This is a genomic window from Type-E symbiont of Plautia stali (assembly GCF_059731115.1).
In genome coordinates this window covers 2714531-2731217 of the sequence record NZ_AP035906.1, presented here as the reverse complement: position 1 = coordinate 2731217, position 16687 = coordinate 2714531, and the positions used below count along the sequence as shown (strand labels likewise).

General features: G+C 39.5%; 11 protein-coding genes. 7 read left to right on the top strand and 4 right to left on the bottom strand.

Annotated elements, in window-relative coordinates; genetic code table 11:
* Nucleotide 1: 1 nt before the first annotated feature.
* From AC6I8L_RS12575 to gnd, 7 genes are all read left to right on the top strand, one after another.
* The gene (locus AC6I8L_RS12575) at nt 2–787 is read left to right on the top strand and encodes an ABC transporter permease (RefSeq protein ID WP_058962045.1); all 786 of its coding nucleotides are present in this window, start codon (nt 2–4) and stop codon (nt 785–787) included.
* On the top strand, nt 787–2007 hold the full coding sequence (locus AC6I8L_RS12570) for an ABC transporter ATP-binding protein (RefSeq protein ID WP_498013929.1): 1221 nt from the start codon (nt 787–789) through the stop codon (nt 2005–2007). The genes AC6I8L_RS12575 and AC6I8L_RS12570 overlap by 1 nt, the downstream gene beginning before the upstream one ends.
* Nucleotides 2000–3226, top strand: coding sequence for a class I SAM-dependent methyltransferase (locus AC6I8L_RS12565; protein WP_058962025.1), 1227 nt, complete (start codon nt 2000–2002; stop codon nt 3224–3226). Before AC6I8L_RS12570 ends, AC6I8L_RS12565 begins: the two co-directional genes overlap by 8 nt.
* Nucleotides 3226–6876 (top strand): glycosyltransferase, encoded by a 3651-nt coding sequence (locus AC6I8L_RS12560; RefSeq protein ID WP_480344444.1) that lies wholly within the window; start codon nt 3226–3228, stop codon nt 6874–6876. Before AC6I8L_RS12565 ends, AC6I8L_RS12560 begins: the two co-directional genes overlap by 1 nt.
* A gap of 42 nt (nt 6877–6918) precedes the next feature.
* Nucleotides 6919–8061: a glycosyltransferase family 4 protein gene (locus AC6I8L_RS12555; protein ID WP_498013928.1), complete on the top strand. Its 1143-nt coding sequence runs from the start codon at nt 6919–6921 to the stop codon at nt 8059–8061.
* The gene (locus AC6I8L_RS12550) at nt 8058–9170 is read left to right on the top strand and encodes a glycosyltransferase family 4 protein (RefSeq protein WP_286120026.1); all 1113 of its coding nucleotides are present in this window, start codon (nt 8058–8060) and stop codon (nt 9168–9170) included. Before AC6I8L_RS12555 ends, AC6I8L_RS12550 begins: the two co-directional genes overlap by 4 nt.
* Before the next feature lie 138 nt (nt 9171–9308).
* Nucleotides 9309–10718, top strand: coding sequence for an NADP-dependent phosphogluconate dehydrogenase (gene gnd, locus AC6I8L_RS12545; RefSeq protein ID WP_058962028.1), 1410 nt, complete (start codon nt 9309–9311; stop codon nt 10716–10718).
* A gap of 67 nt (nt 10719–10785) precedes the next feature.
* Here gnd and AC6I8L_RS12540 read toward each other — a convergent pair whose 3' ends face one another.
* The 4 genes from AC6I8L_RS12540 to AC6I8L_RS12525 form a co-directional block, all read right to left on the bottom strand.
* Nucleotides 10786–11874 (bottom strand): acyltransferase family protein, encoded by a 1089-nt coding sequence (locus AC6I8L_RS12540; protein WP_480344442.1) that lies wholly within the window; start codon nt 11872–11874, stop codon nt 10786–10788.
* Nucleotides 11875–12046: 172 nt separating this feature from the next.
* The gene (locus tag AC6I8L_RS12535; protein WP_480344441.1) at nt 12047–14845 is read right to left on the bottom strand and encodes a hypothetical protein; all 2799 of its coding nucleotides are present in this window, start codon (nt 14843–14845) and stop codon (nt 12047–12049) included.
* Nucleotides 14838–15716, bottom strand: a complete 879-nt coding sequence (locus AC6I8L_RS12530) for a lysylphosphatidylglycerol synthase domain-containing protein (RefSeq protein WP_058962032.1) — start codon at nt 15714–15716, stop codon at nt 14838–14840. Before AC6I8L_RS12530 ends, AC6I8L_RS12535 begins: the two co-directional genes overlap by 8 nt.
* A complete protein-coding gene (locus AC6I8L_RS12525; RefSeq protein WP_058962047.1) occupies nt 15717–16676 on the bottom strand; it encodes a glycosyltransferase family 2 protein in 960 nt (319 codons plus the stop codon).
* Nucleotides 16677–16687 lie beyond the last annotated feature (11 nt).

Genomic DNA, 16687 nt, shown 5'->3' with positions numbered 1-16687 from the left:
TATGTTGAAATCCTTATATCAATATCGCGGTTTTATTATTAGTAGCATCAAGCGAGATTTTCAATCTCGTTATCAAACAAGTATGCTAGGAGCACTATGGTTGGTGCTTCAACCCCTTGCGATGATTTTAGTTTATACATTGGTTTTTTCTCAAGTCATGAAAGCCAGAATGCCTGATAATACAGGCTCATTTGCATACAGCATTTATCTGTGTTCCGGTGTATTAACTTGGGGGCTGTTCACCGAGATTTTAGATAAAAGTCAGGGTGTTTTCATTAATAATGCCAATCTGATAAAAAAACTTAGTTTTCCTAAAATCTGTCTGCCGTTCATTGTTGTTGTATCTGCCGTGCTCAATTTTTTGATAATATTTTCACTCTTTATAATATTCCTGGTGTTTACCGGGAATTTTCCTGGGTGGTTAATTCTATCGATGATCCCAGTTATCTTGTTGCAAATTGCATTTGCGACTGGGTTGGGGATGATATTTGGCGTTATGAACGTGTTTTTCAGAGATGTAGGGCAGTTCGTGGGGGTATTATTACAATTCTGGTTCTGGTTCACTCCGATCGTCTATGTATTAAACTCCCTGCCTCAATGGGCACATAAAATTCTTATGTATAATCCAGTCGCGCGCCTGATGCAGGCTTATCAGGGGATATTTGCCTACCATAAAATACCAGATTGGAATTCACTGATTCCGGTTTTGATTTTAAGTACTATTTTTTGTGCTTACGGATTTATCTTATTTAGAAGGCACTCGGCTGAAATGGTGGATGAACTCTGATGACACATATCTTGGTTTCGGGCGTCGGAAAAGCATACAAAATTTACCAGCGAAAAGTTCATCGATTGTTGGAATGGATGATCCCGGGTATTCAACCGCAACACTCTCTTAAATGGATTTTGAAAGATATTAATTTTGAAATCAATGAGGGTGAAGCTGTGGGTATCATTGGTATCAATGGTGCAGGAAAAAGCACGTTATTAAAATTAATTACTGGCACAGCTAAGCCAACTACAGGAAATATTGATATTTCAGGTCGGGTTGCAGCGATGCTGGAGCTGGGTATGGGATTTCATGCCGATTTCACTGGCCGGCAAAATGTCTATATGTCAGGTCAATTATTAGGTTTATCTGTTGAGCAAATTAATCAATTAATGCCCGAAATTGAGTCATTTGCAGAGATTGATGAATATATTGACCAGCCTGTACGAGTTTATTCTAGTGGTATGCAGGTAAGACTGGCTTTCAGCGTAGCAACGGCTATACGACCAGACATCCTGATCATCGATGAAGCGTTGTCAGTAGGAGATGCTTATTTTCAACACAAAAGTTTCGAACGCATTCGCGAATTCCGAAGAAAAGGGACAACGTTGCTTCTTGTCTCACACGACAAGCAGGCTATCCAGAGCATTTGCGATCGTGCCATCCTATTAAACCAGGGTGAGGTGGCCATGGAGGGGGAACCCGAGGCTGTAATGGATTTCTATAATGCGCTACTAGCAGATAAAGAAAAAAAATCCATTAAGTTAAGCAATAGCGATGGAAAGTTAGCGACGCTTTCAGGTACGGGAGAAGCGCGTATCAGTCGTATAGCGCTTCTGAATCAAGATAATGAGTCGATTGAAACATTGCAGGTCGGGCAAGCCGTTTCATTAAATATTCAAGCTGAAGTACACGACGATATCGATGAGTTAGTCGTGGGGTATGTTATTAAAGATCGCTTGGGGCAGCCTGTATTCGGTACCAACACTCATCACATGAAAAAAGTATTGAGTAGGGTTGCAGCTGGAAAAAAACTTGAATATACCTTTAGTTTTGCAGCCAATTTAGGCGTTGGATCTTATTCAATTGCAGTCGCTTTACACTCATCAGATACACATGTTGCTCGAAACTATGAATGGCGTGACCTTGCTTTAGTTTTCACTGTTGTGAACAGCGGTAAACCATCCTTTATAGGCGTAACCTGGATGCCACCCCAATTGGAGATTAAAGGTGAGTAATAATTTTTACCGTGCATTTGAAGACAAACATCGTGGTAGCGTTTCCGATATACGTCAAAGATTGACAGTATACTTGCCGTTAATCTCCAAACTTAATGCGTACTTTCCCGATGCTGGCATCATTGATATTGGCTGTGGACGTGGAGAGTGGTTAAAATTACTGCGTGATAACAATATTCAAGCAGTAGGTGTCGATCTTGATGAAGGAATGCTTGCTGAAGCACGTAAAGATGGTCTCACCGTTGAATTAGGCGATTGTATTAATTTTCTGAAGATGCAAAATAGCGATAGTGCTATTGCAATTACGGGCTTTCATATTGTTGAGCATCTTCCGTTTGAAATTGTTCATACGCTGGTATTAGAAGCTCTTCGCGTATTAAAACCCGGTGGTCTTCTGATACTTGAAACGCCAAATCCAGAAAACATAAGTGTCGGTAGTTGTTCGTTCTACATGGATCCTACCCACCAAAACCCTCTCCCTCCCGAGCTTTTGAAGTTTCTGCCTGACTATTATGGGTTTGAAAGAACACGTATCGTCAGACTGCAAGAAAGTGTCCGAGTCATGGATAGCACATCTGAACTTACACTGACGGAAGTGTTGAAGGGTGTCAGTCCGGATTACAGTTGTGTCTCTCAAAAGGCAGGCTCCCAGGAATTAAACACCGAATTTAATGAGTTTTTTGTTAAAAAAATTGGTGTCACTCTTGATGAACTTGCTGACCGCTATGATATATCAATCAGAGATAGGCTTGATGAGCACGCTAAAGAGATTGAAATTGTCCGTGCTGAACTTGGCAGCATCGTCAATTCTAATAAAGATTTAGAACAACGATTGGCCGCCATTTATGCCAGTAACTCTTGGCGAATAACTGCTCCGTTGCGTCGTGTGATAGATTTAACTAAACGTACAAACAATGCTCGTAAAAAAGGGCTCAAATATTTAACTAAAGCTTTTACTCGTAAAATATTTCAACGGCTCGTCATTTTAGCTGGTAAATATCCCACGGCGAGGTCTGGTTCGTTATATTTGATGCGCAAATTCGGAGTCTATTCCTTACTAAGGAAAATTTACTTTAAATCCTTGAACGGAAGTGATTTTTCTCACGATTTTAATCATTCAATATCCACAACCCATGTTCATAATTTGACAAATAGGGCGAAGGAGATCTATGAAGATCTTCAACATGATGAAGTAAAGCATCACAAAGGTAATAAATAATGAAAATTTTAATTGATTTACAGGGCGCGCAAACAGAAAGCAGATTCAGAGGGATAGGGCGCTATTCATTATCTATTACTAAAGGTTTACTTCGGAATAACAAACACCATGACTTCTTTGTGCTTCTGAATGGAAACTTTGAACATACTATTCAGGGCATCAAAAATGCCTTAGAAGGGCTGTTACCAGAAAAGAACATTGTGGTATGCCAACTACCGGCCCCTCTCCGTGCCTGTGATGAGGGGAATGAGTGGAGGCAGAGTGCGGCTGCGATTATTCGCGAGGAAATGATCCGTACACTTTCAGTTGATTGGGTTTTCATAACTAGTCTATTTGAAGGTCATATTGATGACGCTACGGTCACTATCAAAAAATTGCAAAGCAAAACCAAAGTAGCGGTACTCCATCACGATCTCATTCCTCTGGTCAATGAAAAAACCTACTTACAAGACGTCCATTTTCGCCAATACTACATGAATAAAATTGAGTATTTGAAAGTGGCAGACCTTATTCTTACGAATTCAGATTATACAGCTCAAGAAACCCAAAAATATCTTCCTGACACTTCAGCTAAGGTTGTCTCTATCTCTTCTGCAACCGAGGATGAGTGGTACGATAAAGAAATAGTGGATATTAATATTGAAGAAGTTAAAGATAAGTTTTCAATACAAAAAGACATCATTCTTTATGCCCCAGGTGGGTTTGATAAGCGGAAGAATTTTGAAAGGCTAATTGTTGCCTTCTCCGAAATTGAGCCAGAATTACGGTTTAATAAACAATTAGTGATTATCAGTAAGGTTAATGCAGCTGATCGCAACTATCTACAATCTATTGTAAAGAAATCAAGTCTTTCAAAAAATGATGTGATATTAACCGGATATGTCAGTGATGATGAACTGATTCTTCTTTATCGCCACTGTTTCCTATTTGTTTTCGCGTCTGAGCATGAGGGCTTTGGACTTCCTATTCTGGAAGCAATGAGATGTGGCGCGCCAACTATTGGTTCAAATGTAACAAGCATTCCCGAAGTTATTGGACTGGAAGCGGCACTCTTCGATCCATTCTCAGTGAGTTCAATTACCAGTAAAATTCGCGAAGTCATTGTCAATGAACCGTTCCGTCATTCACTAAAAAATCATGCACTGAACCAAGCACATAAATTTTCCTGGGACATTTCTGCTCAGCGTGCGCTTGCTGCCTTCGAACACTATGAGCCGGAAATTGTTGTTGAGGATGAAAGTGCCCTAGAAACCGTATCTGCAATCGATGACATAAAAAAAATCAGTACAAAAACCAGACCCTCTCAGCAAGATTTATTGCGCGTTGCCGAAGCGCTAGACCGAAATATTAAGCGGGTTGAACTGAATCATGTCTTATCAAAATCGTTGGAGTGGCAGGTCGATGGCCCATTTGACTCCTCTTATAGTCTCGCTTTAGTCAATCGTGAATTTGCCCGTGGTCTCGCTCGAAAGGGCCTAGAGGTGATTTTGCATTCAACTGAAGGTCCAGGCGATTTTTCGCCAAATCCTTCCTTTATGCAAAAAGCTGACAATGCTGATTTGCTAGCGTGGAATGATAAAGCAGGCAAAGTGATGACTGAATCAGTTTCTATCCAGTCACGTAACATCTATCCGCCACGGGTGTCTGGACTTAATTCTAAGGTCAAACTTTTACACTGTTATGCATGGGAGGAGACGGGATATCCATTCGAGTGGATTCAGAGTTTTAATCAAGAACTCGATGGTGTTCTCTGTACTTCACATCATGTTAAAAAGATTCTGATTGATAATGGCCTACGCTTGCCTGCATTCGTAACTGCGAATGGTTGTGATCACTGGGAAAGTGTCAATGCCGAGCACTACTTGCTCGAAACCACCAAAACCTTCCGTTTCTTACATGTGTCTTCATGCTTTCCGCGCAAAGGGGCGGAAGCCATGCTTGAAGCTTACGGTCAAGCATTCAGCTTTGAAGATGATGTTACGTTAGTCATTAAGACGTTTGATAACCCACATAATACAATTTCTGAAAGCTTGGCAGCATGCCAGCAAAAGCGATCTGACTTCCCTCACGTGATAATTATTAAAGAGGATCTCGACGAGGGTAGCCTCAAAAGTATCTATGAGCAATGTGATGTTCTCGTCGCTCCAAGTTGTGCAGAGGGTTTTGGGTTGCCAATTGCGGAAGCCATGTTGAGTGGAATGCCTGCAATAGTTACAGATTGGAGTGGGCAAAGGGATTTTTGTGATTCAACGAATAGCTGGTTAGTGGATTACCACTATGCCCATGCAAAAACTCATTTTGGTCTTTATTCTTCAGCATGGGTCAATATCGATATTGATGACCTGGCGAAGAAGATGAAACTTGCAGCGCTAACGTCAAGTGAGTTGCGAAGTAAAATGGCCGAAAATGGTCGCCAAAAGATTCTCTCTCGCTTTACATGGTCAGCTGTGGCAGAGCGTTCTGTCTCTGCTATTTATATTCTTGAGGCTAAACATTGGGAATGTAATCAGTCAGCAAAAACAGGCTGGATAACAACCTGGAACACCAAATGCGGCATAGCGACCTACTCACAGCATCTGATTGATAACATGCCTGGGGTTGAACCTATTATATTTTCCCCTAATGGACAAGAGCTTCTGGATACCAAGAAAGACTTTAGTATCAGAAGTTGGAATATTGGGAAAGAAAGTAATAACTTCCATACCGTCATTAAGTATATTGAACAAGCCGGCCTTAACACCATCATCATCCAGTTTAACTATGGATTCTTCAATCATGCTGAGCTGTCAGAGCTAATTTACACTTTAAAGCAACGTAATATCGTTGTCGTGATGACACTGCATTCAACAGTTGATCCCGTGAAGGAACCAGAAGAGAATTTCAAATTGGTCCATATGCTTGATGCCCTAAAATGCTGTGACCGACTGTTAGTGCATTCCTTCGCCGATCTAAATCGTTTGAAGACTCTTGGTTTGGAAAATAACGTTGCACTTTTCCCTCATGGCGTATTGCGTAACGAGTCATTTTCTTCAAAAACGCAAACTGCTAAAAATTTGCAGGTTATCGCCAGTTATGGTTTCTGTTTACCTCATAAGGGTCTGCTTGAAATTGTACAAGCGGTAAAATTATTAAAAGATAAAAATCGTCCAGTTAAATTAAAGTTAGTTAACGCTGAATTCCCTGTTGGAGAATCACGGGATTTGATTAGTGACTTGAAGAAGTACGTCAGCGAAAATAATATTGGCGATCTGGTTGAATTCCATAACAGCTTCTTAGCTGACAGCGAAAGCCTGAAATTATTGTCAGAAGCTGACCTGCTTCTCTTTGCCTATCAAAACACCGGGGAGTCTGCCAGTGGGGCGGTCCGATACGGGATGGCGACAAACAAACCTGTGATGGTAACGCCTATTCCAATCTTTGACGATCTTGGCGATGCAGTATTTAAGTTTAGTGGATTCAGCGCCGAACAGATTGCGGAAGACATTAGCGCAAAGCTTGAAGAAATCAAAGATAAGAGCCCGAAATGGCAAGCGGTTACAAAAGCAGCAAATAGCTGGCGTAACCAGCATGATTATCGTGTTGTAGGCATGCGACTTGATAATCTCTGTAATGGGCTGGTCAGAAATAGAGCAATCAAAGATTGGTATTAATCATACAATGAGCCATAGTGATATAGCTCCCTTGAGGAATTTATGAAGGTTATTCTCTCTGTAGAACCAATCAAATATCCCTTAACTGGCATTGGTCGTTATACATACGAATTAGCAAGAGCCATAGAAAAAACCGATGAAATTGAACATCTTCTATACTTTGATGGAAAAAAAATCGTTCAAACTATACCAGATGAAAATTCATCTATAACCGTATCGCACGGGCTGAAAAATATTCTAAAAAACAGTACTGCTGCAATAAAAATTTATCAAACACTTTCGCCAAAAATAAAAAAACGAGTGTTATCTCGTTATAGTGACTATATCTACCATGGGCCCAATTTTTTTTTGCCAGAGCACAAGGCTAAAAAAATAAGTACATTTCATGATTTGAGTCCATTCAAGTACCCCGACTATTTTGAGCCCAAAAGGTGTAGGTACACTCAACAAGAAATTTTGAAAGGACTCGAACGTAGTGATTTTATCATCACTGTTTCGGATTACATTAAAAAAGAACTAAGTGAACATTTCGATTTTCCAAGTGAAAAAATCAAAACGACACATTTGGCAGCATCTGATAATTTCTATCCCCGAGATGAGTTACAAACATTACCGGTATTAAAAAAATACAAATTAAATTATCAAGGCTACTCGCTTTTTATCGGCACTATTGAGCCGAGAAAAAACATAATATCTCTGATAGATGCTTATGAATCCATGCCAACTGAGCTCAGGCTTGCTTTTCCACTCGTCATCAGTGGATTCAAAGGATGGAGAAACGAGCAAATTCTTTTAAGAATTGAAAAAGCACAACGTGAGGGATGGTTGATCTACCTTGGATACATTCCTAATTCAGATATCCCATTGCTATACAGTGCAGCTAAAGTTTTTTGCTTCCCCAGTAATTATGAAGGATTTGGATTGCCTGTTTTAGAGGCTCTGCAATCTGGAGTGCCGGTGGTATGCTCAAATAATTCTTCACTGCCTGAAGTCGCCGGTGAACATTCGTTATTTCATGATGCCGGTGATGTTGAGGGTATACGTAGTCAGCTCGAAATTGCCCTGTGCTCTGATGATCTCAGAAAACATGTAATCGAGCAGGGAATCACTCATGCCAAACGTTTCAGTTGGGAAAAATGTGCCCAGAAAACAATGAAAGTTTATAAAGAATTAAATCAGTTATGATAAAAGTTCTCCATTTTTATAAAACTTATTATCCCGATACTTTCGGTGGCATTGAACAGGTTATATTTCAACTCGCCGAAGGGTCGAAAAATAGCGAGATTGAAACTACTGTTCTCTCTTTGACCCCGGGAGATACAGATCTCAATGCAACAATAGCCTCTCATAAAGCTTTCAGAATTCATGCGGAATTCTCGTTAGCATCAAGTCCATTTTCACTTCGAGCACTATCATTATTTAAAAAACTCGCCAATGAAGCTGATATCATTCACTACCACTTTCCATGGCCATTTATGGATGTTTTGCACTTTATCTGCAAGATAAACAAGCCAACGGTGGTAAGCTATCATTCTGATATTGTTAGGCAAAAGAATTTACTGAAAATCTACACCCCTTTGATGCATAAGTTTATGTCATCAGTGGACAAAATAGTTGCTACTTCACCGAATTATGTAGAAACAAGCCCAACATTAAAAAAATATATTGATAAGGTTGACGTAATTCCTATAGGAATTAACCAAGCGGGATATGAATTACCCGATCCCGCGGCTCTAGATTCGTGGCGTGCCAGGCTACCCGAGCGTTTTTTTCTTTTTGTTGGCACACTTCGATATTATAAAGGGTTACATATATTATTAGAGGCTAATAAGAAAAAGGATTACCCAATTGTCATTGTGGGCTCCGGACCAATTCAAGATGAATTGAAATTGCAAGTCGATGCATTGGGGCTCCAGAATATAATTTTCCTGGGTGCGTTAGATGACGTTGATAAAATAGCTTTATTACATCTCAGCTATGCAATGGTTTTTCCATCGCACTTGAGGTCAGAGGCATTTGGGATATCTCTGCTTGAAGGGGCGATGTTTAGCAAGCCTTTAATCTCAAGCGAGATAGGTACCGGGACTTCATGGATTAACATCCATCAAGAGACAGGGATTGTTGTTCCTCCTTCTGACCCAGAAGCGTTAGCCATAGCCTTAGAAACATTGTGGGAAAACCCGGCATTGGCAACAACTTACGGGGATAGGGCTTATAAACGTTACCGGGAACATTTTACCGGTGAAAAAATGGTCTCCGCTTACCAATGTTTATATAAATCATTGATAAAATAGTATATTTGTCGGTGTGTGCAATTAATGAAATTAGCATCAATCACTACCCGAAGATGTCTATAGTGAGTTAACATAATTTCCACCTTTGTTCACCAGCAGAATGTGTCTGGTGATGAGACCTTCAGACAGGAGTAGATAATGTCCAAGCAACAAATCGGTGTGGTTGGTATGGCAGTGATGGGACGTAATCTGGCTTTAAACATCGAGAGCCGTGGTTACACTGTTTCTATCTTCAACCGTTCACGTGAAAAGACTGATGAAGTCATCGCAGAAAATCAGGGCAAGAAACTCGCGCCATTTTACACCGTAGAAGAGTTTGTTGAATCACTAGAAAAACCACGCCGCATTTTGCTAATGGTTCAAGCCGGTGAAGCTACCGACAAAACTATCGCTTCCCTGACACCGCATCTGGACAAGGGCGATATCCTTATTGATGGCGGTAACACTTTCTATAAAGACACTATTCGTCGTAATAAAGAACTCTCTGATCAAGGCTTTAACTTCATTGGCACTGGCGTTTCAGGTGGTGAAGAAGGTGCGTTAAAAGGTCCTTCAATCATGCCTGGCGGACAAAAAGAAGCTTATGAGTTGGTTGCCCCGATTTTCGATAAAATTGCTGCGCGCGCAGAAGATGGCGAGGCTTGCGTTGCCTATATTGGACCAAATGGCGCAGGCCACTATGTTAAGATGGTCCACAATGGTATTGAATATGGCGACATGCAACTGATTGCTGAAGCCTACGCATTACTTAAAGGTGCGCTGGGTCTGAACAACGAAGCTCTTGCGCGCACCTTTACTGAATGGAACAACGGTGAGCTGAGCAGCTACTTAATCGATATCACCAAAGATATCTTCACGAAGAAAGATGATGAAGGTAAGTACCTTGTAGATGTGATTTTGGATGAGGCGGCCAACAAAGGCACAGGTAAGTGGACGAGTCAGAGCTCCCTTGATCTTGGTGAACCTCTCTCGTTGATCACTGAGTCAGTGTTTGCGCGTTATCTATCTTCCCTGAAATCTCAACGTGTTGCTGCTTCTAAGGTCCTGACGGGGCCTAAAGCCCAGGAATTTACGGGAGATAAAGCTGAATTTGTAGAAAAAGTGCGTCGCGCGTTGTATTTGGGCAAAATTGTTTCCTATGCACAGGGCTTCTCACAGTTAAGGGCAGCATCTGAGGAGAACAACTGGGACCTGCATTATGGTGAGATTGCTAAAATCTTCCGTGCGGGCTGCATCATTCGTGCCCAGTTCCTTCAGAAAATCACTGATGCTTATGCAAACAATACGGCAATTGCTAACCTTCTGCTTGACCCGTATTTCAAAAATATCGCTGATGAGTACCAGCAAGCACTGCGTGATGTCGTTTCTTACGCTATCCAAAACGGTATTCCGACACCAACCTTCTCAGCAGCTATCGCTTACTACGACAGCTATCGCTCTGAAGTTCTGCCAGCGAACTTGATTCAAGCTCAACGTGACTACTTCGGTGCGCACACTTACAAGCGTACTGATAAAGAAGGTGTATTCCATACTGAGTGGCTGGATTAATTACTATTAGATACAAACGACATAGGGAATATAAGGCTTAATGCTTAGCATTAAGCCTTTTTTTATTTTAAACATCATTGATACTTATGTTTTTTTTAAATTTTTTCGCTTTATTTAATGCTAGCTTGCCCACCCTTAGCATAGGTTTTTCAATGACATGGTGTAATATCCACGCAAGTACAATCGAGGTTAATAAAATCACTAAAAATTTAAGTGGCGAGTTTTTTCCATAGAATGGTACATGGTCGTGGTATTTCATCAAAATCTGCATGGTGATGGCATGAACAAGATAGAGAGAGTATGAAATATCACCAAAAAACGTAAGAATTCTACTTTCTTTTAAGCCATGATTCTTCTCAAATAGTAACGCGGCAACGATGAGTAGTATTGCCCAGCTACCAAATCCGTACAACCCTACAGCAAAACGGAAAGTGGTAAAGTAGCAGGTAAGGAAAGATAAAAGTAATATTAATGAAACTGATTTATAATATTTAAAACCTTCAAAGTAATCCATTATTTTAAATAAAAGCATACCAACTACAAACTCAAACATCATGGGTGATGCGAAAAAATTCAATGGAGTTATATTGGTATCTTGCAGATGCATGTTGCCATTTAAACTAATGCCAGCATTGAAATATAATTGTAGTATTGAAGCTGGAATGATAAGTAAGGCCGATGTTATTAAAATTCTTTTCGGGTGACTAATTCCCATGGCTAAAGCAAAAACGAAATAAAAATACATTTCGTAACTTAATGACCATGCTGGGAAAAGCACGTTGTATCCGAAAAATGGTGCTGCTTTGCTATAATCGCGATTAATAAAAAAGTAAGATCGTAAAATTTCTTCAGACGAGTACACAGGGTTAATAAATATATATATTGTAATTGCGACAATTAATATCGGGTAGATTCTAAAAAGTCGCTTTAAAGTGAAGTTTAGAAGATTGTTCTCTGTGTTTTCTTTTGTTGAGTACGCAATGATAAAGCCACTTATGATAAAAAACAGATCTACCCCAAAAGCACCACCTTTGAATAGATACTCAAAGATATCTTGGTTTCCTGAAGCTTCATATCCACTGGTTTTGTTATGATATGCAACCACAAGTAGGGCAGCAATTCCTCGTAAATAGTGTATGGAGACTATTTTATTCATTGTAAAGCAACCTTTAATTTAAGCTAACAAAGATCTTTAAATGTTATTTTTCCGATCTATCAATCGGAAATATCATAAATGTGGCTAATGATTTTTTTCTAAATAGATTTTAATTTTTTCTTGATGCTCCACGTGGAGTGGAGCATCACACCAAGGTTTTTATTTTTTGGATTTATTTTTCAATGTCTATTTCTTTCAACGCCATCCCCAACGTTCTTGAGTCATTACTTAGACCTGCCTCAAAAGGGGATTCAGCAGAGTCAGCATGAAAATCAATTTTGGAAAAATTTGATTTCATGGGCGATATCAACAACTTCTGCTGTCCTGAGTCTGTTATTGTAATACTTCGATCTATCTGTTCACCTGACCAATTAATATAATGTACAGTCAGTTTTGCAGGTTTTTCAATGCTTGCATTAAACATACTAAAGGTAATGGCGAGTTTACACACTTGCTGGATACATGATTTATCTGCTGGCAAAAGTAATGAAAAATCTCTTCCTGACCAAACATGGTCATCTTCGATATCATTCCATTGACCGGATAAAATAGCTTTTACCTTGGGATCGTTAGATGTTACAAGAATAGGGTAATTTACTGGCGCTAATGATTTTTCTATTTTTGTTATTTCATTTTTCCGTGACTCATCATCCACAAGTTTTATTTCACTTACTGCCATACCTAATATGCGGTTATCATCACTAATACCTAGTTTACGAGGTGAAGTAGCCTGCGGAACGCTAAATTCGATACGCTGGGTATTTTTAGCAGATAATGGAATGATAATATCATTCATCGTGTTATCTAAAATTGTTACCGATTTGTGCATTAACCCTTTTGCTGTTTGAGTGCTAATTTCCATGACATATGGATTTTTAACACTGGCTGAGAAGGCCTTCATGGTGAAACTAACTTCACATTTTTCGCGATTACATTTATCAGGAACCGGTAAAGTTATTCCGAAGTCTTTGCCAGTCCATACCTGATCGCTTTCAAGGTTATGCCATATTCCATCCATTAAGAATGTCACATTTGAATGCTCAGAATTGAGAATGAGCGGATATTCATATGTTTGGATATGGTTTGATAAATACTTTTCCCGCACTGCATCATCTTGATAAGTATTGTTCAGTCTAATTATTGTAAATAAATCATCATTGGAAACAATTAGGTTTGGATGTTCAGATAATAATTTAACTAAAGGCCGGTAATGTTCGCGATAATAATTAGGGCACTGAGAATCGGCAGGATAATCATCAATGCTTAAATCATTGCTGTCATCAGATGCTTGATTATCATGTGGCATTGCTTTACATGGCCAGACATGCGCGCTCCATAGCATATCTATGTAAGGAATAATAACAGCATCAACTTCGTCTTTGAGTAGCATGTTTTCAATTGTATTAACGCGTCGGTCATCAGATAATTCGTTAAAGTTTCGAATTTCCAACGGCCAATAATGTTTGGCTTCTTCCAGATTTTTATCACCACCAATGTTGAAAGCTTTAATGTTTGCCATCGGAGCGACGTAATTAATCAGGAAGTCATTGCCAATAGGCAGAAAGACAACTCTTTCTCCATCGGAAGTTTTATTTGCAATCTTTGAAATTAATTCATTATTAATATTATCAAACATTGCTTTGTAAGACTTTTTAGAGCTCAAGGTTGAGTTTACATTTGGTAAGTTTAGAGCAATTAAAATTATACATGATAGGAAAATGAAGTTTTTATTCTTCTTATCAGTGCCTGCGTAGATGACCAAAAGAAGCCAGAGGCACGCCAGGCTTAATGCAAGCCAGCGATATGTTGCTCTCATTGCATTAAACCCAGGTAATTTGCTCAGAACTGCATTACCCGTGGGTATAACAGCACTTGATGCGGGCATGTCAGTTATTGCTATTGCTTGCTCTTCACGACTGTTGGTTCGGGTACTGTCGAATTTAACCGAAGGGCCCATTGCCATATAAAAGGAAAGTAAAGTAACTAACAGCAGTGGAATGGCATATTTACTTTGCGTTTTGACCTTAAAGAATGAATAAATTCCTACCAATATTAATGGTAAGCTGAAAGTTGTAATCCAAACTGATGAATCACCAAAAAATAATTTTTCGGAACGGCCTGTTGAATAACCGATCAGATCTAAAATCCAGTTTTTTCCCATTGTAGGGAATATTAAGAAACTTAAGTCTAACCCCCAACTTCGGAAATAATCTTCACTTGATGGCGTAAAGTTACTTTTCCCGATAAAACTAATGTAGAGGAGATATGAAACTAAAAAACAACTTAGATGCAAGAAAAACTTTGTAGTTGATGATTTCCACTCGGAATTACTTTTTAATATTGAACTCAATAGTATCAGGCTGGCTGCGCATGCGAACATAACAAACGTATAACCATCCATAAATACGGAGATGATTGTTAACAGTAGGTAGAGGGTTGAAAGGAGAATGACTTTTTTGGTTTTTATTATTTCTACTTCAGCCAGACATATTGCCGCATAGATATAAGTCGGCAATAATGCAATTCCCAGGGCTAGCATGCTATAGCCTAGATGTTGGGATACAATCGGCATTGAAAACCATACTGCAACAAGTATTGGTTGGGTGGGCTTGGGTACATTAAACTTTATAGTAAATTTAATGCATCCTACAAAAGCCACAGCGAGCCAGAAAATGTTCATCATTGAATAGGCATCAGATACTTCGAAACCCATGCGAATGAAAAGGGACTGGACCCAGGCGCCACTTAAACCAAAGGCGATAGCTGCCGGATGTGGGTAACCTATATCCCGTGCGAAGAAATCCAGAATGAATGAATTATGGGATAGAGATTTAGCAAAGCCACTGGTCCAAACTGCTTGACCTAAAGTTGGAATTGACAGGAATGGAATTGAGCCATAAAAGCAGTTAATACAAATAAACACAAATATTGCATAGGGTAAATAAATTATTTTTTTGTTATACTTAAGCATTATTTATACTCCTGCTTTTCTTTATATATCCACATATCAGCGCGATGACATAGAAGATAAAATCTCCAGAAACCGTCATTACTCTCCCCAGCAAAACAGTCAGTAGCAAATCCTCATTGCTTATGGCATCTTTAAAAAGGTATAAAAGAATGACTTCTCGGATGCCTACACCTGCTGGTGCCCCGGGTGTAATTAATCCAATAAGCCATGCCAGGATATATGCACCGACAACCTCATGGCCTTGTAAGTTTCCGATAGGGAAGTTAAGAATTTTAAGTAGAAGTAAAAAAGATACTCCTGATATTAACGTGAACGCCAGGTTTATGAATGCAGCTTTCGCCAATTGAATACTGGTAAAATGTTTTAACAATGTCAGGTATATTGCGATAAATATGATAGTCGCGATAATGGCTGATGCAGGGGTAAAAAACGGCGTCAAAATAGTAATCATCAACGTTGACAGAATAGCGCCACCTAAACAGAGTAAAACTAACTCCCAAAACGTAGATTTAACAAGAGCCTTTGCGTTAATCTTATTTGCCATGCCAAGCGCCTGGCGACCCGCAAACTGGAATACGTTGCCTGGCAGATATTTGGCTAGTTGTGAAACGCCATAAATCGAGACGCTATCAAGCGTCTTTATTGTTACATGACAGTGCTTTAGATTGTATTTCCATGAAATAGCGTTGAGCAGACACAGGATGCCATATGCTAATGTTAGTAAAATAAACAAACACCATTTTTCAATGGGTATCAGGTTAAAGCTAATATTCGCGCTGTATGTGTGAAGTTTTATACCTAAGAACAAAACTCCACACAACGCTAACAAGCTTCCTATTTTATTAAGATGTTTTTTGATAAAAGATATCATTTACTGATTATCTTCATCTTTAGAATTGTAGAATTGAACGTTAGTTTTATAGCGAATGTCTTCTAGTAATTTTCTATTCGCTGCTAACAGATCGGCAATAAAGGCTATGAGTATTGTTTGGAAACCCATTCCGAGTAAAACGGCGGCGAGAATTAATGACTGAATATGACCACTGCCGTTTCCATTAAAATAGAAGTAGAGGAATCTTGCACTGATAATGAACCCCAGTGAAAATAGCAGAGTGCCCATTATTCCAAAAAATCTGAACGGACGGTAAATGATAAAAATTCTAAAAATGGTAGCAATGCTTCTTTTAACGTAAGAAGTAATGCTCTTTACCAATCTCGATGGTCGAAGATCATCATTAACGCCTACTGGTACAGAGACTATTGCTATATTTTGCTGGCCGGCCTGGATAATGGTTTCCAGTGTATAAGTGTAAGCGCTAAACACCACTAAACGCTGTGCTACATTGCGTGTTATTGCGCGAAAACCGCTTGGCGCATCAGGGATATTCGTTTTGCTCGCCATGCGAACAACAGTACTTCCGAGTTTTTGCAAGAATTTTTTTATGGGTGAGAAATGTTCAATAGCTTGAATCGGTCGTTCACCTATGACAAATTCAGCATCACCAGAAAGAATAGGTTTAACTAAATTGGGTATATCAGCGGCATTATACTGATTATCAGCATCGGTATTGATAATCACATCGGCGCCTGCCTTCAAGCATGCATCCAGACCCGTCATGAATGCTTTCGCAAGGCCCTGATTATGCGTGTGTTTTATTATGTGGTCTACTCCGCACGCTTTTGCAACTTCAACGGTGTCATCTTTACTGCCATCATCTATGATTAACCATTCTGTTTTGTCGAAGCCTTCAACATGTCTTGGAAGCTCTGCTAAAGCCACCGCTAAAGTTTCAGCTTCATTAAAGCAAGGTATCTGAATTATGAGTTTCAATTTAGTGTCCA

Bases quoted from the DNA above. Each gene is read 5' to 3' on its own strand.
- AC6I8L_RS12575 (WP_058962045.1), top strand. From the start codon at position 2: ATGTTGAAATCCTTATATCAATATCGCGGTTTTATTATTAGTAGCATC.
- AC6I8L_RS12570 (WP_498013929.1), top strand. From the start codon at position 787: ATGACACATATCTTGGTTTCGGGCGTCGGAAAAGCATACAAAATTTAC.
- AC6I8L_RS12560 (WP_480344444.1), top strand. From the start codon at position 3,226: ATGAAAATTTTAATTGATTTACAGGGCGCGCAAACAGAAAGCAGATTC.
- AC6I8L_RS12555 (WP_498013928.1), top strand. From the start codon at position 6,919: ATGAAGGTTATTCTCTCTGTAGAACCAATCAAATATCCCTTAACTGGC.
- AC6I8L_RS12550 (WP_286120026.1), top strand. From the start codon at position 8,058: ATGATAAAAGTTCTCCATTTTTATAAAACTTATTATCCCGATACTTTC.
- gnd (WP_058962028.1), top strand. From the start codon at position 9,309: ATGTCCAAGCAACAAATCGGTGTGGTTGGTATGGCAGTGATGGGACGT.
- AC6I8L_RS12540 (WP_480344442.1), bottom strand. From the start codon at position 11,874: ATGAATAAAATAGTCTCCATACACTATTTACGAGGAATTGCTGCCCTA.
- AC6I8L_RS12535 (WP_480344441.1), bottom strand. From the start codon at position 14,845: ATGCTTAAGTATAACAAAAAAATAATTTATTTACCCTATGCAATATTT.
- AC6I8L_RS12530 (WP_058962032.1), bottom strand. From the start codon at position 15,716: ATGATATCTTTTATCAAAAAACATCTTAATAAAATAGGAAGCTTGTTA.